The organism is Caballeronia sp. LZ003 (assembly GCF_031451465.1).
Classification (GTDB): Bacteria; Pseudomonadota; Gammaproteobacteria; order Burkholderiales; family Burkholderiaceae; genus Caballeronia.
In genome coordinates, this window is record NZ_JARUXJ010000004.1 from 1,337,619 (window position 1) to 1,358,386 (window position 20,768).

Below are 20,768 nucleotides of genomic sequence, written 5' to 3' on the forward strand. Positions count from 1 at the left end.
GGATGGACACCTTCCCCGCGAGCGGCAAGCGATACTTCGCGAGTTGACCAAGCCCGATGTTCCGGAACTCGGGCCTTGGTTTTTTTACGGCTTCAGCCATGCTAGACCCCAACTTGTTATTACACCAATCCGCGATTTTAGCGCCTTTTTATTCCGCGCTGCAGCGAAAACCGGCCTAAAACACTCTTCTAAGGCGTGTAAGAAAAGAGTACCCCTTACGTGCTTGCGCGAAACTTACGCACTGCTTGCCACCCTGCATTTCCCGCCTGCTTTCGGCGCTCAACTCAAGTCGTTCTGATAGTAATACCCGGTCGTGACATACCAGCCGCGCCGCACTTCGACCGGCCGGTCGCCATACGTATAGGAGACGCGTTCGACCGACAGCAGCGGAAAGTCCGGTTTCACATCGAGCAGGCGCGCGACCGCTGGGTCAGCGGCGACGGCGCGGATCTTCTCTGTCGCACGAATCATGCGCGTACCAAACTCCGTCTCGAACATTGCGTAGAGCGGACCCTTGTAATCGGCGAGACGCTCGGCGGTCAGGCCGCGAAAGACCGCGCCGGGCAGCCAGATTTCGTCGAAAACGGTCGTCACGCCATCAAACTGCAACAGGCGCTTGATAAGAACGACAGGGTCGGCCGGTTTCAGATCGAGTTGACGCGCGATCTCGGCGGGCGCGCGCAGACGCTTGCATTCGAGCAGGCGGCTGACGTGGGGATGAGCGTCGCCGTCGTCGGGCAACAAGCGCAGGAAGCGGAACTGGACGCGGTCTTCATTGTGCGTCGCAACAAACGTGCCCTTGCCTTGACGGCGCACGAGCAGATTGTCGGCGGCGAGTTCGTCGATGGCCTTGCGGACAGTGCCCTGGCTGACTTTATAGCGCGCGGCGAGTTCGACCTCGCTCGGGATGATTTCGCCGGGCTTCCATTCACCCGTTTCGAGCCCCTGCGTGATGAGCGATTTGATTTGCTGATATAGCGGACTGAACGTAGGCGACGACGTACTCGCGGCAGCCTCAGCCGCGCTCGCGCTGCCGTTCGGGTTCGTCGTGCTCGCCGGGTTCGAATTCATGCCGCGCATTTCAACACAAAGCCGCGCCGTGCGTCCAGAGCTTTCCCTGAGAATCCTATGTCTTATATAAGACATAAGATAGTGTTGACTTTGTTTGTGACGAACCCTACACTCCTTGTCGAGCAAGGGTTTGCGGGTTGTCGTAACACCGGAAACCGAGCTGACCGGCGCGTTTGTCCTGGCGGTTTTCGCCAGATGCCGTCAGTTCTTCGGCCGCGCGACATACCGCCAGGCACGCCCTTTCGCTTTCGCCTTACGCCGATCGACCACTCGATTCGCGCGCCGCTGCCTGCCTATCGCCTCGCAACGTCAAGCGCCGTCTCGTATGGGCGCGTTGCCGTAGGACCCAAGCGAATTTCGCGTCCTTCAAGAAACCTCCCGCAAGCAACTCGCTCGAATGAGAGATTCATGGCATGACAGTCACGCCGCGCCCGTCGGTGCGCCGCTCGCCTTGGCGCCAATACAGGCGCGAAGCCGCATCGGCAGGACATCGGCCGGGCGTTCCCCCGCTTCGCGGGCGGCATGACAGGCATGTCTTTCATCAACGCTTTGCGTAACGCGCATAAAATGGCGCTTTCCCTAGCGTTCCACGCACCGTCCAGGAGAGTTATCAATGGCTAAGTCCGCAAAGCGCGTTGCCGTCACCGGCGCCGCAGGTCAAATCGGCTACTCGCTGCTGTTCCGTATCGCCAATGGCGATCTGCTCGGCAAAGACCAGCCCGTGATTCTTCAGTTGCTCGATTTGCCGCAAGCGCAAGGCGCAGTCAAGGGCGTCGTGATGGAACTGGAAGACTGCGCGTTCCCGCTGCTCGCAGGCGTGGTCGTCACGGACGACCCCAAAGTCGCGTTCAAGGACGCCGACGTCGCGCTGCTGGTCGGTGCGCGTCCGCGCTCGAAAGGCATGGAGCGTAAGGACCTCTTGTCGGCCAACGCCGAAATCTTCACGGTTCAGGGCAAGGCGCTCAACGAAGTCGCAAGCCGCGACGTCAAGGTTCTCGTGGTCGGCAACCCGGCCAACACGAACGCCTATATCGCGATGAAGTCGGCGCCGGATCTGCCGAAGAAGAACTTCACCGCCATGCTGCGCCTGGACCACAACCGCGCGCTGTCGCAACTGGCGGCCAAGTCGGGCAAGCCGGTCGCATCGATCGAAAAACTGGCTGTGTGGGGCAACCACTCGCCGACCATGTACCCCGACTTCCGCTTCGCCACCGCGGCGGGCGACGATCTGACGAAGCTCATCAACGACGACGAATGGAACCGCAACACGTTCATCCCGACGGTCGGCAAGCGCGGTGCGGCGATCATCGAAGCGCGCGGTCTGTCGTCGGCGGCATCGGCGGCTAACGCTGCAATCGACCACGTGCGCGACTGGGTGCTCGGCACCAATGGCAAGTGGGTCACCATGGGCATTCCGTCGGACGGCTCGTACGGCATTCCGGAAGACATCATCTACGGCGTGCCGGTCACGTGCGAAAACGGCGAGTACAAACGCGTCGAAGGTCTGGAAATCGACGCGTTCTCGCGCGAAAAAATGGACGGCACGCTGAACGAACTGCTAGAAGAGCGCGACGGCGTGGCGCATTTGCTGGGCAAGTAATTTTAAGTATCGCGGGGAAGCCGGGAGGCTTCCCGCTGGCGCGAATGCATCCGATGCATCGCGCCTGATTCGAACGCGTTTGGAGCTTGCCGTGCTTTCACGGAAGAAGCCCGAGCGCGGCCGAATCAGAAGCATTGAGCAAGATCGACATCCTTTTCCCCCAATTGGACCCGACGCCGACGATGCGCGCTCTCACCCCCGCCGAAGTGCTGTTTGACGGCGACCCGCAGCCTGCTGTCCTGCCGCCCTGCGATCACTACGCGGGCAGCGAAAAGCTGATGAAGAAGTCGCTCGCGTTGCAGGCGCAACTCGGGCCGGTCTTCGACATCACGCTCGATTGCGAGGACGGTGCGGAAGTAGGCCGCGAGGCGGAGCATGCGGAACTCGTCGCGTCGTTCGTCGGCGGCGAGGAAGACCGCTTCGGGCGCGTGGGCGTGCGCATTCACGACTTCAATCACCGCGCGTGGCGCGACGACGTGCGCATCATCCTGCGTCACGCGAGGAAAGCGCCTGCCTTCGTCATGCTGCCGAAAATCCGCAGCGTCTTCGACGCCGCCGAGATGGTGGCTTTCGTCGAGGCATCGCGTTGCGAGTTCGGCATCGAGAAACCGGTGCCTTGTCATCTGTTGATCGAAACACATGGCGCGCTTCGCGAAGCCTTCGAGCTCGCGGCGCTGCCTGGCGTCGAATCGCTGAGCTTCGGTCTGATGGACTTCGTTTCGGCGCACAACGGCGCCATTCCAGATACCGCCATGCGCTCGCCCGGCCAGTTTGAACATCCGCTCGTGCGGCGCGCGAAGCTGGAAATCGCGGCGGCGTGTCATGCACACGGCAAGGTGCCGTCCCACAACGTATCGACGGAAGTGCGCGACATGGGCATCGTGGCGAACGACGCCGGGCGCGCGCGCAACGAGTTCGGCTATACGCGCATGTGGAGCATTCATCCGGAGCAGATACGGCCTGTCGTCGAAGCCTTCTCGCCACGTGCCGATGAAATCGCGCTCGCCGCCGAGATACTGCTTGGCGCACAACGCGCACAGTGGGGCCCAACGCGTCACCGCGATACCTTGCACGATCGCGCGAGCTATCGCTATTACTGGTCGGTGCTGCGGCGCGCCGAGGCCACCGGCCAGGCAATGCCAAGCGATTACGCGTCGCTCTTCGCCACGCCGGCGCAAGGCGGCAAGGCATGACAGAACATTTGCAGCACGCGCGCGAGCGGTTACGCAGCGCGCGTTTCAAGAAGAAGTAACGCACGCCCTGAGCGTTGAAAGGAGACTTGAAGCAATGAGCGATACCGTATCGACCGACGCACCCGCCGCAGCGGGCGCATTCAAGCCAAAAAAATCCGTCGCGCTTTCGGGCGTGACCGCTGGCAACACCGCGTTGTGCACAGTCGGCAAGACCGGCAACGACCTGCACTATCGCGGCTACGACATTCTCGATGTCGCGACCACCAGCGAGTTCGAGGAGATCGCGTATCTGCTCGTGCATGACAAGCTGCCGAACGTCGCCGAGTTGAAGGCGTACAAGACAAAACTCAAGGCTTTGCGCGGCTTGCCCGCAAACCTCAAGGCCGCGCTCGAATGGATTCCGGCGTCCGCGCACCCCATGGACGTCATGCGCACCGGCGTATCCATGCTCGGCACCATCCTGCCCGAAAAGGACGATCACAACGTTCCCGGCGCGAAGGATATCGCCGACAAGCTGATGGCCTCGCTCGGTTCGATGCTGCTCTACTGGTATCACTACTCGCACAACGGCAAGCGCATCGAAGTCGAAACTGACGACGACTCCATCGGCGGACACTTTCTGCATTTGCTGCATGGCGTGGAGCCCTCGAAATCGTGGGTCGAAGCCATGCACGTATCGCTCAATCTTTACGCTGAACATGAGTTCAACGCATCCACGTTCACGACTCGCGTGATCGCGGGCACGGGCTCGGACATGTATTCGGCGATCGTGGGTGGCATTGGCGCATTGCGCGGCCCGAAACATGGCGGCGCCAATGAAGTCGCGTTCGAAATTCAATCGCGCTATCAGACGCCCGACGAAGCCGAGTCCGATATTCGCGCACGCGTCGAGAAGAAGGAAGTGGTGATCGGCTTCGGTCATCCGGTCTATACCATCTCCGATCCGCGTAACAAGGTCATCAAGGAAGTCGCGAAGAAGCTCTCGAAGGAAGCGGGCGACAACAAGCTCTTCAGCATCGCCGAACGGCTCGAATCCGTGATGGCCGACGCAAAGAAAATGTTCCCCAACCTCGACTGGTTCAGCGCGGTTTCGTATCACATGATGGGCGTGCCCACGGCCATGTTCACGCCGCTCTTCGTCATCTCGCGCACGGCGGGATGGAGCGCGCACATCATCGAGCAACGCATCGACAACAAAATCATCCGGCCGAGTGCGAACTACACGGGTCCCGATAATTTGAAGTTCACGCCACTAAATAAGCGAAAATAGCGGACTGCGCGATCGAATTTCGCGAGGACGAAATTCACTCCGCGCGGCAACCGTTACCAACCTCCATGTTTTGAAAGGTTTTTCGATGAATAAACTCCTGATCGCTGCAATCGTCGGCACACTGGCTACCACCAGCGTGTTCGTCAGTGCCGACGCCTTCGCCGCGACGACCACCACGGACTCGAAGGCGGCAAAGGCCAAACGCCCGGCTCCGGCACGTCGACTCATCAAGCGCTCACCCAAGGCCGAAGCGGCCGCGGCAGCGAAGACCGACCCGATTCCCGAAGGCGCCGTCAAGTGGACCTGTAAGGAAGGCGCGTCTTTCTATCTGAAAGGCGACATGAAGCGTGACACCATCGTCACCGTGAATTGGGCCAAGAAGGACTACAAGCTGCCCCGTCAGGACACCACGACCGGCGCCGATCGTTTCCACGATGCGGCAACGGGCATGGATCTCGTCGTGATCCCGTCGAAGGCAATGCTGTTCTCCGACAAGGATTCGTCGCGCCTGGCCGACGAGTGCATGACCGCCGAAATGGCTGCGGGCGCAACCGCTCCCACGCAGTCGGAAGCGTTGTTCAAGAAGGCCGAATAACAAAGTCTGCAATCAAACAGGAATCCTCGATGTCCGCACCGATCTCGAACGTCCGGCCAGAGCCGGATCAGGTACTCGTCGACATAGTCGACTACGTTCTCAACTATCGCGTCGAGAGCACGCTTGCGCTGGAAACCGCGCGCAACTGCCTGATCGACACCCTCGGCTGCGGACTCGAAGCCCTCTCGTACCCTGCCTGCACCAAGCTGATGGGACCGATCGTGCCCGGCACGATCGTCCCCAACGGCGCGAAGGTGCCTGGCACCCAGTTTCAGCTCGACCCGGTCCAGGCCGCCTTCAACATCGGCGCCATGATCCGCTGGCTCGACTTCAACGACACATGGCTCGCCGCCGAATGGGGCCATCCGTCGGACAACCTGGGCGGCATTCTCGCCACCGCCGACTGGCTGTCACGTAACGCAATCGCCACCGGCAAGAAGCCGCTTGCCATGAAAGACGTGCTGATCGCCATGGTCAAGGCGCACGAAATTCAAGGCTGTATCGCGCTGGAAAACTCGTTCAACAAGGTCGGGCTCGATCACGTGCTGCTGGTCAAGCTCGCGTCCACGGCGGTCGTCGGTCAGTTGATCGGCCTCTCGCGCGACGAACTCATCAACGCGGTGTCGCTCGCTTTCGTCGATGGTCATTCGCTGCGTACATATCGCCATGCGCCGAACACGGGTTCGCGCAAGTCGTGGGCCGCGGGCGACGCGACCTCGCGCGCCGTGCGTCTCGCGCTGATCGCGAAGACCGGCGAAATGGGCTATCCGTCGGTCTTGACCACGAAGACCTGGGGCTTCTACGACGTGCTCTTCAAGGGCAACGACTTCAAGTTCCAACGCCCGTACGGCTCGTATGTCATGGAGAACGTGCTCTTCAAGATTTCGTTCCCGGCCGAATTCCATTCGCAAACCGCCGTCGAAGCCGCCATGACGCTGCACGGCAAGCTGAAGGAAGCGGGCAAGAGTGTCGAAGATATCGCGAAGATCACCATTCGCACGCACGAAGCGGCTATCCGCATCATCGACAAGAAGGGACCGCTCAACAATCCGGCCGACCGCGATCACTGCATTCAGTACATGATCGCCGTGCCGCTCATCCACGGCCGTCTCACCGCCGCCGATTACGAAGATTCGATCGCGCAGGATCCGCGCATCGACACCTTGCGCGCGAAGATGGAATGCGTGGAAGACCCGCAATACACGACCGACTACCACGACCCTGAGAAGCGCTCGATTGCGAACGCGCTCACCGTCGAGTTCACGGACGGTTCGAAGCTCGATGAAATCGCGGTGGAATATCCGATCGGTCACAAGCGCCGCCGCGAGGACGGCATTCCGCTGCTCGTCGAGAAGTTCAAGACCAATCTCGCGCGCCGGTTCCCGCAAAAACAGCAACAGGCGATCCTCGCGGTATCGCTCGATCAGGCAAAGCTCGAAGCCATGCCGGTCAATGAATACGTCGATTTGTATGTGATCTAGCGCCTGGAGCCGGTGCGCGCGTGCCGGCGCGTCAAACCAGGCACGACCCGGTTTCAGATTCAGGAAACGTTGCATCAAACCCAGATCAGCCCAAGGAAAATAACCATGGCCCACAATCTTCACAATACGCTCAAGGAATTCGACAGTGGTTCCGGCAAAGGCAAGTTCTACTCGCTGCCGCAACTCGGCGAAGCCCTGAAGGTCAAGATCGAACGTCTGCCGGTGTCTATCCGGCTGGTGCTCGAATCCGTGCTGCGCAATTACGACGGCAAGAAGATTTCCGAAGAGCACATCGAGCAACTCGTGAACTGGAAACCGACTGCGGCCCGCGTCGATGAAATCCCGTTCGTCGTCGCGCGCGTCGTGCTGCAGGATTTCACCGGCGTGCCCCTGCTCGCCGACATCGCCGCCATGCGCGGTGTGGCCGAACGCGCGGGCAAGGACCCGAAGGCAATCGAGCCGCTCGTGCCGGTGGATCTCGTCGTCGATCACTCGGTGCAGATCGATCACTTCCGCGAGCCGAACGCGCTCGACCTGAACATGAAGCTGGAGTTTCAGCGCAATAACGAGCGCTACCAGTTCATGAAGTGGGGCATGCAGGCGTTCGACACGTTCAAGGTCGTGCCGCCGGGCGTGGGTATCGTCCACCAGGTGAATCTGGAGTATCTCGCACGCGGCGTGCACAAGAAGACCGAAGGCAACGACACGGTCTACTACCCGGACACGCTCGTCGGCACCGACAGCCACACGACGATGATCAACGGCATCGGCGTGGTGGGCTGGGGCGTGGGCGGCATCGAAGCGGAAGCGGGCATGCTCGGCCAGCCGGTGTATTTCCTCACGCCGGATGTCGTCGGCGTCGAGTTGAAGGGCAAGCTGCGCGAAGGCTGCACGGCAACCGACCTCGTCTTGACCATCACGGAAATGCTGCGCAAGGAGAAGGTCGTCGGCAAGTTCGTCGAGTTCTTCGGCGAAGGCACGGCTTCCATCGCGGTGCCGGACCGCGCGACCATCGGCAACATGGCGCCGGAATACGGCGCCACCATGGGCTTCTTCCCGGTCGATGAAAAAACCATCGACTACTTCAAGGGCACGGGCCGTACCGACGCCGAAATCTCCGCCTTCGAAAACTACTTCAGGGCGCAGAAGCTGTGGGGCGTGCCGAAGGCCGGCGACATCGACTTCACGAAGACGCTGACGCTGGATCTGTCCACCGTCGCGCCGTCGCTGGCGGGTCCGAAGCGCCCGCAAGACCGTATCGAAATCGGCAATGTGAAGAGCACGTTCACCGACCTCTTCTCGAAGCCTGTCGGCGAAAACGGCTTTGCCAAGAAGCCCGCCGATCTGACCGCCGACTACAAGACCGCCGATGGCGTCGACGTGAAGAACGGCGACGTGCTGATCGCCGCGATCACGTCGTGCACGAACACGTCGAACCCGAGCGTGCTGCTGGCCGCCGGTCTGCTGGCCAAGAAAGCGGTCGAGGCCGGTTTGACGGTGGCGCCACATATCAAGACGTCGCTGGCACCGGGATCGCGTATCGTCACCGAATATCTGACGAAGACCGATCTCCTGCAGTATCTCGACAAGCTCGGCTTTACGCTCGCCGCTTACGGTTGCACGACGTGTATCGGCAATGCGGGCGACCTGACGCCGGAGCTGAACGACGCCATCGTGAAGAACGATATCGTCGCGGCCGCCGTCCTGTCGGGCAACCGCAACTTCGAAGCGCGTATTCACCCGAACATCCGCGCCAACTTCCTGGCTTCGCCGCCGCTGGTGGTCGCTTATGCCATCGCGGGCAACATCACGCGCGACCTCATGACCGAGCCGGTCGGCAAGGGCAAGGACGGGCACGACGTGTATCTCGGCGACATCTGGCCGACGAGCGAGGAAGTGCATTCGCTGCTCAAGTACGCGCTCAACGCCGAAGCCTTCCGCGAGAACTACTCGCAGCTTACGAAGGATGGCGACCTGTGGAGCAAGATCGCGGGCGAAACCGGTCAGGTCTATGACTGGCCGAAGTCGACGTATATCGCGGAGCCGCCGTTCTTCGGCCACGACTTCTCGATGACCCCGGCCGACTCGATTCCCGCCGTGAAGGGCGCACGCGCGCTCGGCATCTTCGGCGACTCGGTCACGACCGACCACATCAGCCCGGCAGGTTCAATCAAGGAAACGTCGCCGGCGGGCGTGTGGCTGAAGGCGAACGGCGTGCAGAAGGCCGACTTCAACAGCTACGGCTCGCGTCGCGGCAACCACGACGTGATGATGCGCGGCACTTTCGCCAATGTGCGTATCAAGAACCTGATGATTCCGCTGAAGGAAGATGGCACGCGCGTGGAAGGTGGCCTGACGATCCATCAACCGAGCGGCGAACAGTTGTCCATCTACGACGCCGCGATGAAGTACATCGGCGACAACACGCAGACCGTGATCTTCGCGGGCGAGGAATACGGCACGGGTTCGTCGCGCGACTGGGCGGCGAAAGGCACGCAACTGCTCGGCGTGAAGGCCGTGGTGGCGCGCAGCTTCGAGCGTATCCATCGTTCGAACCTGGTCGGCATGGGTGTGTTGCCGCTGCAGTTCAAGGGTACGGACAGCGTGCAGACGCTCGGCATCACGGGCGAAGAGACGTACGATATCGAAGGTCTGGGCGACGACTTCAAGCCGCAGCAAGAAGTGACGCTCGTGATCCATCGGAAGGACGGCAAGGAAGATCGCGTGCAGGTGCTGCTGCGTATCGACACGCCGATCGAAGTCGACTACTACAAGCACGGCGGCATTCTGCCGTTCGTGTTGCGCTCGCTGCTGGCGGCGTAAGCGAGTAGTCTGTAGCTTTGCAGGTGACCGCGCTCGAAAGAGCGCGGGAACATTGGACCCGGCCTCGGCCGGGTTTTTTTTCGCCTATGCCTTCGAGATCGCCGCACCGGAAGGCGCCGTGCGGCGCGCGAGCCACGCGCGGGCTGCGTCGATCAAGCGCCTCGATGTGGTCGTCGGCGTGGAAACCGACGCCAGCGAAAAAGCGCTTTCGTCCCGCGCGCCGCTTACCCATATCGTCGAGAACGGCTGAAGTTCGACGCACTCGCCCGCATCGAGCCAAAAATCGCCGGCGTCGCCCTCGATGGTCAGCCAGATCTGGCCACGCGTAGCGCGCAGCGTTTGCGGCCGGTCGATAAACCAGCTAGTCGGCGCATCGCGCCCGTCGAGTTCAAAAGTCCTGATTTCACGCATGATGCCGCTCCCTGTCGCTCGATCGCCTGATCGCTTGATGGATGCTGCGAATGTAAAAGCGTGTCGCAGCCGTTAAGCGTATTATTCGGCCAGTGCCGAACATCTAGAATGAACACTTGCGTACAGTTACACAGGAACTGTATAGCCAGAAACACCGAACACTTCGAGTTGAACAATTTTGTCGGTATTCGGGCAGAACAGTGTGGATGGCCGTTTAGCCTAGTTGACGGCGATTTTCGGATGCGTTCGAATACTTCAAATCACTCCGCAAACACTTGATCGCAACTGTTCACTCTGTTCGACCGAACACTTAAAACGATGAACGCACTTCCGCTAAATATCGATGGCGCCACGGGCGTGCCGCTGACCGAGCAGATCGTCAGCCAGATCGAAACCATGATCCGGTCGCGCCGCGTGCTGGCGGGCGCGAAACTGCCGTCGATCCGGCAACTTGCGACCGAACAGAGCATCAGCCGCTTTCCGGTGATCGAAGCGTACGACCGTCTTGCGTCGCGCGGGCTGATCCAGCCGCGTCACGGTTCGGGCTTTTACGTGGCGAATCACGTAGACGAACACGCGCGCGACGCTGGCAATTGCGACCCGCGTCTCGCGGAAGAGGAGTCGAGCCAGATCCTCGCGCAGTTCAACTATCCCGGCGAGACGCTCAAGCTGTCGAGCGGCTTCATTCCCGAGGCATGGCGCGATGTCGATGGCCTCACGCAGGCGGTGCGGCAGGCGTCGCGCGCGGACATCGCAAGCGTGATCGATTACGCCATTCCGCACGGCGACACGAACCTGCGCCAGCAGATCCAAATGCGCCTCAACACGCTCGGCATCAACGCGGATTTGCCCAATGTGATGATCACGAGCGGCGCGAGTCAGGCGCTCGATCTCGTCGTGCGCTACATGCTCAAGCCCGGCGATACGGTATTCGTCGAAGATCCCGGCTACTACAATCTGTTTGGCTTGCTGAAGCTGCAAGGCGTGCGGCTCGTCGGCGTGCCGCGTCTGGCCAACGGGCCGGATGTCGAGATGGCCGAAGCGCTTCTGAAGCAGCACACGCCCAAATTGTTCTTCGTGAACACCGTGTTTCAGAACCCGACGGCGACCAACATCGCGCCGCAAATCGCTTTCAGGCTGCTGCAACTTGCGACGCAGCACGGCTTCACTATCGTGGAAGACGACATTTATGCGGATTTTCAGACCGTGCCGACGCAACGGCTCGCATCGCTCGATCAGTTCGACCGCGTGATTTATGTGGGCGGCTTGTCGAAGACGCTGTCGTCGTCGCTGAGAATCGGCTATCTCGCGGCCAATCGCGAGCTCGTGAAGAATCTCGTCGATGTGAAAGTCCTGACGAGCCTCGGCGGCACGCGCTTCGCAGAGAGCGTTGCGGCAAGTCTGCTGGAACGCGGCACGTACAGGAAGTATCTCGAACGGCTGCGCAAGCGCGTGCGCGATTCGCTTTCGAGCGCGGTGCAGCAGTTGGAGAGCTACGGCTGGGACGTATTCGATCAACCGAGCGGCGGCAATTTCGTCTGGGCGAAGGTGCCGGGTATCGAAGACTCGACGAAGCTCGTGAGTGAAGCGCTGAAGTTCGGCGTGACGCTGGCGCCGGGGAATTACTATCGGCCGAACGGCGAGACGTGCGCGTGGGTGCGCATCAATTCGGCATACGCAGGCGACCGGCGCGCCGCACGCTTTTTCGAACACATGACGCAGACGGCCAGGGCTTAACGCTCGAAGAACTGCTTGAGCGCGTCGGTGGCGTCCTTGTCCTGGGCCAGGCGTTCGTAGAGACCGGCCGCGCCTTCATAGATGCGATGCTCGGCATGTTCGTCGCCGATAAAGCCCGCGATCTCTTCCATCTCCGCGACCCATCGATACGCCTTGGGCGGCATGCGCGGCACGCTATTCGCAAGCCATTTGGCGAGCTCGGGCTGACTCGCCGATAACTCGTCGAAGAGCGCATCGCCCGCGCCATTGCGAAGCGCGGCGAGCGACATGGCCGCGCCGATCGCGGTCAATCCCTTCGTGATTCCCGCATACGACATCTTGAGCGCCGAAGCCGCGCCGACAGGACCATCGAGCACGTGTACGTTGAGGCCCGCATCGGCGAGTGCGAGCGTACGGTGCGCTTGCGGTCCCGACACATAGAACTTTGGCGCGGATGGCAAACCGATGATCGCGCCATCGACGAACGGAACGTCGAGCGCTCCTGCCACGCGCTTGACCGTCGCCGGACTGACCGCGTTGCAATCGACGTAGAGAGGCTTACGGGCGGCCCGCGCAAGCACGGGCGCCAGACGGTGCGCCGATTCGACCGCCACCGCGGGCGGCACGATCGATAGAATGAAATCGCACTCGGCGAAGCGGTCGGGACTTGCGTCTTCGATCCCCGCCTCGCGCGCGCGAGCGATGCTGGCCTCGCTGCGCCCTTCGAGTATCGTCAAGACACGCGCGCCCTTCTGCGTCAGCCTGTGGCCGACAGCCGCGCCCATGCTGCCCGCGCCGAGCAAACCCACGACCGTTCGCGTCACCTGCTTCTCCTGTCGATGCGCGAGCGTCGTGATAACGCCCGCGCGTTTCCATCAACGATGCTCGGTCACGAACTTGGTGACGAGATACGCTTCCATCGCCTCGCTGCCGCCTTCCGAACCGTAGCCCGAATCCTTCACACCGCCGAACGGCGTTTCAGGCAAGGCAAGCCCGTGGTGGTTGATCGACAGCATGCCGCTTTCGATATCGTCCGATACCGCCGCCGCGGTCGCCGCCGAACTCGTGTACGCATAAGCGGCGAGACCGTAAGGCAAGCGATTCGCTTCGGCGATGACTTCGTCGTACGACTTGAACGAGGCGATAGGCGCAATCGGGCCGAACGGCTCTTCGGTCATGATGCGCGCGTTCATGGGCACGTCCACCAGCACGGTCGGCGCGAAGAAGTAACCTTCGCGGCCCACGCGTTCGCCACCCGTCAGCACCTTTGCGCCGTGCTCGCGGGCATCGGCGACGAGGCGTTCCATGGCTTCGAGACGGCGGCCGTTGGCGAGCGGGCCCATTTGCACGCCGTCGTCGAGACCGTTGCCGACCTTCACCGCGCTCGCCGTCGCGACGAAGTGATGCACAAACTCTTCATACGCCGCTTCTTCGACGAGAAAGCGCGTAGGCGAGATACACACCTGACCGGCGTTGCGGAACTTGGCCGATGCCAGCATCTTCGCCGCGCGCGGCACGTCCGCGTCCTTGAAGACGATAGCGGGCGCATGTCCGCCGAGCTCCATGGTCACGCGCTTCATATGCTCGCCCGCCAGCGATGCGAGCAGCTTGCCCACCGGCGTGGAACCCGTGAACGAAATCTTGCGGATGGCCGGATGCGCGATCAAATATTTCGATACATCCGCCGGCACGCCGAACACGAGATTCAGCACGCCCTTGGGCAAACCCGCATCGGCATAAGCCTGCACGAGCGCCGCGCAACTCGCGGGCGTTTCCTCCGGTCCCTTCAACACGACCGAGCAGCCCGAGGCAAGCGCCGCCGACACCTTGCGCACCGCCTGATTGATCGGGAAGTTCCACGGCGTGAACGCGGCCACCGGACCGACGGGCTCGCGCGTCACGATCTGGCGCACCGCGTCCGAACGGGACGGAATCACGCGGCCATACGTGCGGCGCCCTTCTTCGGCAAACCATTCGATGATGTCCGCAGCCGACAGCGTCTCGATGCGCGCTTCCCCGAGCGGCTTGCCCTGCTCCATCGACATGATGGCGGCGATCTGCTCCGCGCGGTCGCGGATGTTCTGCGCGGCGCGACGCATCAGCTTGCTGCGCTCGTACGGCGAAACCTTGCGCCATTCCTTGAAGCCGCGCGCGGCGGCATCGGCGGCAAGCGAGAGTTCGTCGATGCCCGCAAGCGCGAGACGGCCGATTTCCGCTTCGCTCGCGGGATTGATCACGGCGGTGTCGCGCGAGCCGGCGCGCCATTCGCCATCGATAAAAAGTTGTGTGTTCGGATATGACGGAAGGTCGGAACGCGTATTGCTCATGCATGTTCTCCTGACGAGTGGTTCGCGGCAAACGACGATGTTAACCCGAGCCCGTAAAATCTGCTGCCCCGTCCGTCGACGACACGCGGATAGTTGCAGAGCAAATCAATTCGATTCAAAGGAAAGCCGCATGTTCGACCAATGCCTTTACTTCAACACCACGGCGCTTGCACGCACATTGGAGCGCGAGTGGACGAAAGCGTTCAAGCCGTTCGGCCTTACGCCGTCACAAGGCTTCATGCTGCGCGCGATCGTTGAGCATCCCGGCTTGCTGCAGGGCGAGCTTGCCGATGCGCTCGCCATTTCGCGACCCACGGCCACGCGCACGCTGGACGGCTTGCAAAAGCTCGGCTTGGTCGAACGCTGGTCGACCGACAGGGATGGACGCGAGGCATCGATTCATCCGACAGCCGCGGCGCCTGCGCTGATGAAGCGCATTGGCTCGATGAGCTCGGAGGTCACGAAGCGCATGAGGCGCAAACTCGGGTCCGCGCACTTCGACGAGACGGTGTCGAACGTGAGAGACGTGCGCGCGAGTCTGGAATGAAAACGCCCGCTCTGAAGCGGGCGCGGGTCTTACGTTACATCGAAGCTTACATCGGCGGAGCGACGCCGTCCTTTTCCACGACGATACGCTGCGCGGCAAAGTCGCCACCTGCCGGACTCGCCACGACGAACACCTTCTTGCCAGGCTTCAGGTCGTCATGCGAAGCGGGCGCGAAGGTCACGACCGGCACGTTCGGCGGCACGGTGACAGCGTTCGAGCCGCCCTTGTACGACAGCTTGAGATCGCGTCCGCTCGTGCCTTGCACGACCTGATCGACGTTCGCGTTGGTCATCGAGCTTTGCGGGCCGAGGTCCCACGCGTAGTGGCCTTCACCCGTGCCGCGTGCCGCTTCCGGAAACACCAGCACCTCGGTTGCGGTCATCTTGCCGTCGGTGCCCGTGGTCGCGGCCGTGCCGACGAACTGCCCCGGCTTGATGTCTTCGAGCTTGATGTTCTTGAGCGCCGTGACTGGCGTGTCGGCCTTCACCGCGACCTTGACCGTGTCGCCGCTACGCCGATGCACCGTCATCGTGTCGCCGGACAGGGACACGATATCGCCGCGAATACGCGTGGGTTTGGCAGCGGGCGTCTGCGCGAAGGCCGCGCTCGTGAGTGCGAGCGCCGCGATGCTGACGCCGAGTTTCATGCGAATCGACATGGATTCTCCTTTGGTATCGATAAGGGTCAAGCGAAGAGACTTCTTCAGGAACCGCCGAACCAGTTATAGCCCTGGTTCTCCCAGTAGCCGCCGGGGTAATCGTTGGTCACGGTGATCGCGACGATATGCTTCGGATTCTTGTAGCCGAGCTTGGTCGGCATGCGCAGCTTCATCGGAAAACCGTATTTGGGCGGCAAGGTCTGACCGTCGTAGCTGAGCGTGAGCAAGGTTTGTGCATGCAGCGCGGTCGGCATGTCGATGCTCGTCGAGTAATTGTCCGCACAGTGAAAGGCCACGTATTTCGCGGTCGTATCCGCGCCTGCATGCAGCAGAAAATTCGCGAAGCGCACGCCACCCCACTTGCCTATGGCGCTCCATCCTTCAATGCAAATGTGCCGTGTCACCTGGCTCTCTTGCGGCATGGCATGAAGCTCATCGAGCGTCCAGATACGCTTGCCTTTGACCAGGCCGCCGACCTGCAGCTTGTAGCTCGAAGCGTCCACTTCGGGCACTTCGTCGATGTCGTAGAACGCGTTGAAGGGAAACGGACGCGTAATCATCGAATCGGGATAAGTCGGCGCGAGTTGCTTGGGATCGAAGAGCAACGCCTGCATGTCGTCGTTGAAGGACGAGATCTTGCGCAGCATCACGTTGACGGATTTGTCGTCGGTGATGTTGCAGCCGGACAGCATCGCGAGACCGCCGAGCGAAAGAATGCGCTTGCCGAATAAACGGCGCGCGGGGGCTTTTAATTCCTTCGCCGCATCTTTAACGATAAGTTCGGCGTCCGTTCGTGTTTTAAAAAGCTTGAGCGACATGAATCAACGTCCCTTGATCATCAACACGAGCGAACGCGGCACGAGCGCGACCATGGCGACATGCACGACGAAGAACGCCACCAGAAAGCTCATGCCGAGGAAATGCACGACGCGTGCGTTGTCGTAGCCGCCCATCAGCGCGCGCAAAAGCGGGAACTGCACCGACTTCCACACGACGAGGCCCGACAGAATGATGACGACGATATCCACCATGACCGCGAGATACGCGAACTTCTGCACGGCGTTGTAGCGCGTGAGATCGTCGTGACCGAGCTTGCCGCGCACGGCGGCAATGCCATCGGCAATGATGCTTTTGATGCTGAGCGGAAACATGCGCTCGCGCAGACGGCCCGTCGCAACGTTCATCCCGACATAGACGATGAAGTTCGCCACGAGCAGCCACATGGCCGCGAAATGCCATTGCAGCGCACCGCCGAGCCAGCCGCCGAGCGTGATGGCCGGATAAAACGTGAACGCTTTGAAGATCGGCGATGCGTTGTAGATTTGCCAGCCGCTCGTCACCATGATGAGTATGGCGAAGGCATTGACCCAATGTGTGATGCGAAGCCAAAGCGGCTGCACGGAATGTCGCGAATTGTTCTGCACGTCTTTCTCACGGAGCAAACACAGGACCGATGGTAGCCAGCCCGCTCTGATCGATCCATGACGCATCGATGACTTTTTTGTCATTTTCGACGGACCGTTCAAGCGCACTGGCAAAATGACGGCAATACAAAGCAAGAATGCCGCGCATGACCATCCTCGTTATAGAAGACGATCGCAAGACCGGAGACTACCTGAAAAAAGGGCTGATCGAGTCCGGGTATCAGGTCGATCTCGTGCGCAACGGCACCGACGGTCTGCATCAGGCGCTGGCGAACTCTTACGAGCTGATCGTGCTCGACGTGATGCTGCCCGGCATCGACGGATGGCAGGTCATGTCGGCGTTGCGCGCGAAACGTGACTTGCCTGTCATCTTTCTCACGGCCCGCGACCACGTCACGGACCGTATCCACGGTCTCGAACTCGGCGCGGACGACTATCTCGTCAAGCCCTTTTCCTTCACCGAACTCGTGCTGCGTATTCGCACGCTCTTGCGTCGCGGCGTGATGCGCGAATCGGACATGTTCCAGATTGCCGATCTCCACGTCGATGTGCTGCGCCGCAAGGTGACGCGCAAGGGCATGGATATCGCGTTGACGAACAAGGAATTCGCGCTGCTGCATCTCTTTTGCAAGCATCAGGGCGAGGCGTTGTCGCGCACGCAGATTGCCTCGGAAGTGTGGGACATGAATTTCGATAGCGACACCAACGTGGTCGATGTCGCCATCAAGCGTCTGCGCGCGAAGATCGACAATCCGTTCGAACCGAAGCTGATTCATACGGTGCGCAGTATCGGCTATTCGTTTGGGGAAGAGCCTTGAACGACGCCGTCTTGCGCTGGCTGCCGCCGCAGCCGTCGCGCTCGCTTGCCGTACGTATTGCCGTGTCGTTCGTGCTGATCGTGTGCGTGGTGGTCGGCATGGTCGGCGCATCGCTCTATCACGCGACCAACTCCGCCCTCTCCACGCGTGCGGATTATCAGTTGATCGCCCGTGTAGAACACTATCGCGCGCTGCTGCACGACCTCTACACGATCAAGGAAATCGAAGCGCGGCCGCGGCTTTTCGAAACCATGCTCGGCGACCGGCAGGACGTGATCATCTTCCGGCGTGCGGGCGCGGCGCCGTTCATCGCCGTCAATCCCGAGAACATGCCGCTGCCGCCGCTGCAGACCGTGCCCGTGACACGCGCAGTCGCGCTCGACGATCTCTACGAAGGCACGCGCGCCGATGGCGTGCGCATGCGCTGGCTCGGTGCGCAGGCGCGTATCGGCGAAAGCGGTGAAGTGGTTGAGATCATGGCCGCGCACGTGATGACGCAGGAAGCGCACGTGTTGTCGGCGTATCTCGTGCGCGTTTGGATCACCATGATCGCCGCCGTGCTCGTCACGATGCTGCTCGCTTACTGGGTCACGAGCCGCGGGTTGATGCCGCTCAGGCTCATGGCGGACAAAGCCGCCGAGATCGCGCCGGACAGCATGTCGGCGAGACTCGACGTCGCGCACGCGCCGCAGGAACTCCAAAGCCTCGCGGCTTCGTTCAACGCCATGCTCGACCGGCTCGAACACGGCTATGCGCGCCTCGTGCAGTTTTCCGCCGATCTCGCGCACGAACTGCGTACGCCGATTGGCGTGTTGATCGGCGAGACGCAGGTAACGCTCGCGCATGAACGCAGCGTGGCGGAGTATCGCACCGTGCTCGAATCGCATCTGGAGGAACTGGAGCGAATCGCGCGCATTGCGCAGAACATTCTGTTTCTGGCGCAAGCGGATCACGAAACGCAACGCATCGAATGCGAGAAGCTCGATATCCGCGACGAACTCGACAACCTCGCCGCTTACTTCGAAGGCATCGCGGAAGAACGGCACATCAGCTTCGATATCGAGGCAAGCGGCCAGATAGTTGCAAACGCAATCATGTGCCGCCGCGCGATCGGCAATGTGGTCGTCAATGCGGTGCGTTACGCGAGCGCAGGCACGGTCGTGCGCCTGTCAGGTCACGCGGATGCGGACGACGCATGCATCGTCGTGGGCAATCGCGGCGCGCGTATAGAAGACGCCGAACTGACGCGTCTCTTCGACCGCTTCTATCGTGGCGATGCGGCTCGTAGCGAGTTCACGGAGTCCAGCGGGCTGGGCCTTTCCATCGTCCAGGCAATCATGCGCATGCATGGCGGCAGCGCGTCGGCGCGTTGCACGCAGAACGGCTGGATCGAATTCGAACTGCGCTTTCCTGCCTCATCCTTGCTCAAGCTATAAAAATTCTTATAGCAAGTATTGTGGAAGAAAGGCTACAGCTTCCCCTCGAAGCGTTTACCGCTAGCTGACATTTCGCTATATTCCACGCGACATAACGATGGCGTTCATCGCGCAACGGTATGTCCGACGAAACCCTTCGGCGTGAACACAACAGCCGCACAAGCGGCGCCGCTTCGCGTGGCAAATCGTCACTCGCGAACAGCAAATAACAAGGAAAGATCGATGAAGCAGAAAATCCTGGCGCTCGCCATCCTCGGGACCTTCGGCATGGCCGCGCATGCGCAAAGCAGCGTCACGCTTTACGGCCTGATCGACGCCGGTATCACCTATGCGAACAAGGTTTCGACCGGACCGAACAGCCACGACAGCCTCGTGAAATACGGCGACGGCGTTGCATCAGGCAGCCGCTGGGGTTTGCGCGGACAGGAAGACCTGGGCGGCGGGCTCAAGGCCATCTTCGTCCTGGAAAGCGGCTTCAATAGCGGCGATGGCACGCTCGGCCAAGGCGGCGCGGAATTCGGCCGGCAAGCCTTCGTCGGTCTGTCGAAGAACGATGTCGGCGCGCTGACCTTCGGTCGCCAGTATTCGTTCTCCACCGATGTCATCGGCGGCAATTACACGATGGGTAGCCAAACGCCCGCCGGCAACTATGCGTACCACATCAACGATCTGGATCAGTTGACTTCGAGCCGTATCAACAACTCGGTGAAGTTCAACAGCGCGAGCTTCTATGGCGTAACCTTCGGCGCCATGTACGGCTTCTCCAATTCAACGCAATTCGCAGGCACGCCGACCACCACGGGCGCGGGCGCGACGCAAGGTTCGTCGAGCACGTACAGCTTCGGTTTGAACTACAACCAGGGACCGTTCGGCATCGGCGCGGCGTACACCAACATCCGCTTCCCGAATGGCGCGACGCCTGCATTCAGCACGAACATCGCGAACATCGCCACGGGCGGCCTGCGCGATCTCGAAACCTATGGCGTCGGCGCGCGCTACACGTTCTCCGCGGCCACGGTCTGGGCGAACTGGACGCATACGACGTTCGAACCGCTGGTCGCGGCATCGTCGAAGTTGAACAACTACGAAATCGGCGGCAAGTACAACATCACGCCGGCGTTCAGCGCGGGTCTCGGCTATACGTTCTCAAAGCTCGACGACAACTTCGAAGGCAAATGGCATCAGATCAACGGCGCGGTGGATTACGCGTTGTCCAAGCGCACCGATGTGTATTTGCTCGGCATCTATCAGAAGGCGTCGGGCAGCAACACGGTTGCCGGCCGCAATGTGCCGGTGCAAGCGGAAATTGCCTCGTCGACGGCCTTTATCGGCCAGAGTGCCGGAGCGAACACGCAGTTCGTCACGCGCGTCGGCTTGCGGCATCGGTTCTGACCGGCT

At 61.2% G+C, this 20,768-nt stretch carries 20 protein-coding genes; 12 read left to right on the forward strand and 8 right to left on the reverse strand.

The window, feature by feature from the left end; genetic code table 11:
• A partial coding sequence (locus QCE79_RS29910) for a hypothetical protein (RefSeq protein ID WP_309850118.1) occupies positions 1-298 on the forward strand: 298 nt, incomplete at its 5' end.
• Here QCE79_RS29910 and QCE79_RS29915 read toward each other — a convergent pair.
• Positions 280-1,071 (reverse strand): GntR family transcriptional regulator, encoded by a 792-nt coding sequence (locus QCE79_RS29915; protein WP_244829106.1) that lies wholly within the window; start codon positions 1,069-1,071, stop codon positions 280-282. The two genes, QCE79_RS29910 and QCE79_RS29915, sit on opposite strands and share 19 nt — an antisense overlap.
• A 613-nt stretch (positions 1,072-1,684) precedes the next feature.
• Between QCE79_RS29915 and QCE79_RS29920 the strand changes: the two genes are divergently transcribed.
• The 6 genes from QCE79_RS29920 to acnA all read left to right on the forward strand — a co-directional run bounded on the left by QCE79_RS29920 (position 1,685) and on the right by acnA (position 10,033).
• Positions 1,685-2,671 carry a malate dehydrogenase gene (locus QCE79_RS29920; protein WP_250493087.1) on the forward strand — a complete coding sequence of 329 codons (987 nt, stop codon included), beginning with the start codon at positions 1,685-1,687 and terminating at the stop codon, positions 2,669-2,671.
• A 182-nt stretch (positions 2,672-2,853) separates the two neighbouring features.
• Positions 2,854-3,864 carry a CoA ester lyase gene (locus QCE79_RS29925; RefSeq protein WP_244829104.1) on the forward strand — a complete coding sequence of 337 codons (1,011 nt, stop codon included), beginning with the start codon at positions 2,854-2,856 and terminating at the stop codon, positions 3,862-3,864.
• A gap of 94 nt (positions 3,865-3,958) precedes the next feature.
• Entirely contained in the window at positions 3,959-5,134 is a 1,176-nt protein-coding gene (gene prpC / locus QCE79_RS29930) for a 2-methylcitrate synthase (protein ID WP_309850123.1), read from the forward strand.
• 85 nt (positions 5,135-5,219) lie between these two features.
• Positions 5,220-5,729 carry a hypothetical protein gene (locus QCE79_RS29935; RefSeq protein WP_244829743.1) on the forward strand — a complete coding sequence of 170 codons (510 nt, stop codon included), beginning with the start codon at positions 5,220-5,222 and terminating at the stop codon, positions 5,727-5,729.
• A gap of 29 nt (positions 5,730-5,758) precedes the next feature.
• Positions 5,759-7,210 carry a bifunctional 2-methylcitrate dehydratase/aconitate hydratase gene (locus QCE79_RS29940; RefSeq protein ID WP_244829102.1) on the forward strand — a complete coding sequence of 484 codons (1,452 nt, stop codon included), beginning with the start codon at positions 5,759-5,761 and terminating at the stop codon, positions 7,208-7,210.
• A gap of 105 nt (positions 7,211-7,315) precedes the next feature.
• Positions 7,316-10,033 (forward strand): aconitate hydratase AcnA, encoded by a 2,718-nt coding sequence (acnA, locus tag QCE79_RS29945; protein ID WP_244829101.1) that lies wholly within the window; start codon positions 7,316-7,318, stop codon positions 10,031-10,033.
• An 84-nt stretch (positions 10,034-10,117) separates the two neighbouring features.
• On the opposite strand, the gene QCE79_RS29950 is transcribed toward acnA, so the two are convergent.
• Positions 10,118-10,444, reverse strand: coding sequence for a DUF2917 domain-containing protein (locus QCE79_RS29950; RefSeq protein WP_250493085.1), 327 nt, complete (start codon positions 10,442-10,444; stop codon positions 10,118-10,120).
• Positions 10,445-10,762: 318 nt separating this feature from the next.
• On the opposite strand from QCE79_RS29950, the gene QCE79_RS29955 reads away from it, so the two are divergent.
• Positions 10,763-12,181, forward strand: coding sequence for a PLP-dependent aminotransferase family protein (locus QCE79_RS29955; RefSeq protein WP_250466470.1), 1,419 nt, complete (start codon positions 10,763-10,765; stop codon positions 12,179-12,181).
• On the opposite strand, the gene QCE79_RS29960 is transcribed toward QCE79_RS29955, so the two are convergent.
• Together QCE79_RS29960 and QCE79_RS29965 are read right to left on the reverse strand one after the other, a co-directional pair.
• Positions 12,178-12,984, reverse strand: coding sequence for a DUF1932 domain-containing protein (locus tag QCE79_RS29960; RefSeq protein ID WP_309850129.1), 807 nt, complete (start codon positions 12,982-12,984; stop codon positions 12,178-12,180). The genes QCE79_RS29955 and QCE79_RS29960 overlap by 4 nt on opposite strands.
• 51 nt (positions 12,985-13,035) lie before the next feature.
• A complete protein-coding gene (locus tag QCE79_RS29965) occupies positions 13,036-14,487 on the reverse strand; it encodes an NAD-dependent succinate-semialdehyde dehydrogenase (protein WP_250493082.1) in 1,452 nt (483 codons plus the stop codon).
• Positions 14,488-14,617: 130 nt separating this feature from the next.
• On the opposite strand from QCE79_RS29965, the gene QCE79_RS29970 reads away from it, so the two are divergent.
• Positions 14,618-15,034: a MarR family winged helix-turn-helix transcriptional regulator gene (locus QCE79_RS29970; protein WP_244829096.1), complete on the forward strand. Its 417-nt coding sequence runs from the start codon at positions 14,618-14,620 to the stop codon at positions 15,032-15,034.
• A 46-nt stretch (positions 15,035-15,080) separates the two neighbouring features.
• On the opposite strand, the gene QCE79_RS29975 is transcribed toward QCE79_RS29970, so the two are convergent.
• From QCE79_RS29975 to QCE79_RS29990, 4 genes are all read right to left on the reverse strand, one after another.
• Positions 15,081-15,692 carry a hypothetical protein gene (locus tag QCE79_RS29975; protein WP_244829095.1) on the reverse strand — a complete coding sequence of 204 codons (612 nt, stop codon included), beginning with the start codon at positions 15,690-15,692 and terminating at the stop codon, positions 15,081-15,083.
• A gap of 44 nt (positions 15,693-15,736) precedes the next feature.
• Complete coding sequence (locus QCE79_RS29980; protein WP_309850133.1) at positions 15,737-16,510, reverse strand: molybdopterin-dependent oxidoreductase; 774 nt, start codon at positions 16,508-16,510, stop codon at positions 15,737-15,739.
• Between the two features lie 3 nt (positions 16,511-16,513).
• The gene (locus QCE79_RS29985; RefSeq protein ID WP_250466476.1) at positions 16,514-17,035 is read right to left on the reverse strand and encodes a cytochrome b/b6 domain-containing protein; all 522 of its coding nucleotides are present in this window, start codon (positions 17,033-17,035) and stop codon (positions 16,514-16,516) included.
• Between the two features lie 88 nt (positions 17,036-17,123).
• The gene (locus QCE79_RS29990) at positions 17,124-17,264 is read right to left on the reverse strand and encodes a hypothetical protein (RefSeq protein ID WP_244829093.1); all 141 of its coding nucleotides are present in this window, start codon (positions 17,262-17,264) and stop codon (positions 17,124-17,126) included.
• On the opposite strand from QCE79_RS29990, the gene QCE79_RS29995 reads away from it, so the two are divergent.
• From QCE79_RS29995 to QCE79_RS30005, 3 genes are all read left to right on the forward strand, one after another.
• A complete protein-coding gene (locus QCE79_RS29995) occupies positions 17,263-17,934 on the forward strand; it encodes a heavy metal response regulator transcription factor (protein ID WP_250466465.1) in 672 nt (223 codons plus the stop codon). The two genes, QCE79_RS29990 and QCE79_RS29995, sit on opposite strands and share 2 nt — an antisense overlap.
• The gene (locus QCE79_RS30000; protein WP_309850137.1) at positions 17,931-19,370 is read left to right on the forward strand and encodes a heavy metal sensor histidine kinase; all 1,440 of its coding nucleotides are present in this window, start codon (positions 17,931-17,933) and stop codon (positions 19,368-19,370) included. The genes QCE79_RS29995 and QCE79_RS30000 overlap by 4 nt, the downstream gene beginning before the upstream one ends.
• A 222-nt stretch (positions 19,371-19,592) precedes the next feature.
• Positions 19,593-20,762, forward strand: a complete 1,170-nt coding sequence (locus QCE79_RS30005; protein ID WP_309850139.1) for a porin — start codon at positions 19,593-19,595, stop codon at positions 20,760-20,762.
• Positions 20,763-20,768 lie beyond the last annotated feature (6 nt).

Coding starts and splice junctions, on each gene's coding strand:
- QCE79_RS29915 (WP_244829106.1), bottom strand. CDS start 1,071: ATGAATTCGAACCCGGCGAGCACGACGAACCCGAACGGCAGCGCGAGC.
- QCE79_RS29920 (WP_250493087.1), top strand. CDS start 1,685: ATGGCTAAGTCCGCAAAGCGCGTTGCCGTCACCGGCGCCGCAGGTCAA.
- QCE79_RS29925 (WP_244829104.1), top strand. CDS start 2,854: ATGCGCGCTCTCACCCCCGCCGAAGTGCTGTTTGACGGCGACCCGCAG.
- prpC (WP_309850123.1), top strand. CDS start 3,959: ATGAGCGATACCGTATCGACCGACGCACCCGCCGCAGCGGGCGCATTC.
- QCE79_RS29935 (WP_244829743.1), top strand. CDS start 5,220: ATGAATAAACTCCTGATCGCTGCAATCGTCGGCACACTGGCTACCACC.
- QCE79_RS29940 (WP_244829102.1), top strand. CDS start 5,759: ATGTCCGCACCGATCTCGAACGTCCGGCCAGAGCCGGATCAGGTACTC.
- acnA (WP_244829101.1), top strand. CDS start 7,316: ATGGCCCACAATCTTCACAATACGCTCAAGGAATTCGACAGTGGTTCC.
- QCE79_RS29950 (WP_250493085.1), bottom strand. CDS start 10,444: ATGCGTGAAATCAGGACTTTTGAACTCGACGGGCGCGATGCGCCGACT.
- QCE79_RS29955 (WP_250466470.1), top strand. CDS start 10,763: ATGAACGCACTTCCGCTAAATATCGATGGCGCCACGGGCGTGCCGCTG.
- QCE79_RS29965 (WP_250493082.1), bottom strand. CDS start 14,487: ATGAGCAATACGCGTTCCGACCTTCCGTCATATCCGAACACACAACTT.
- QCE79_RS29970 (WP_244829096.1), top strand. CDS start 14,618: ATGTTCGACCAATGCCTTTACTTCAACACCACGGCGCTTGCACGCACA.
- QCE79_RS29975 (WP_244829095.1), bottom strand. CDS start 15,692: ATGTCGATTCGCATGAAACTCGGCGTCAGCATCGCGGCGCTCGCACTC.
- QCE79_RS29980 (WP_309850133.1), bottom strand. CDS start 16,510: ATGTCGCTCAAGCTTTTTAAAACACGAACGGACGCCGAACTTATCGTT.
- QCE79_RS29985 (WP_250466476.1), bottom strand. CDS start 17,035: ATGGTGACGAGCGGCTGGCAAATCTACAACGCATCGCCGATCTTCAAA.
- QCE79_RS29995 (WP_250466465.1), top strand. CDS start 17,263: ATGACCATCCTCGTTATAGAAGACGATCGCAAGACCGGAGACTACCTG.
- QCE79_RS29990 (WP_244829093.1), bottom strand. CDS start 17,264: ATGCGCGGCATTCTTGCTTTGTATTGCCGTCATTTTGCCAGTGCGCTT.
- QCE79_RS30005 (WP_309850139.1), top strand. CDS start 19,593: ATGAAGCAGAAAATCCTGGCGCTCGCCATCCTCGGGACCTTCGGCATG.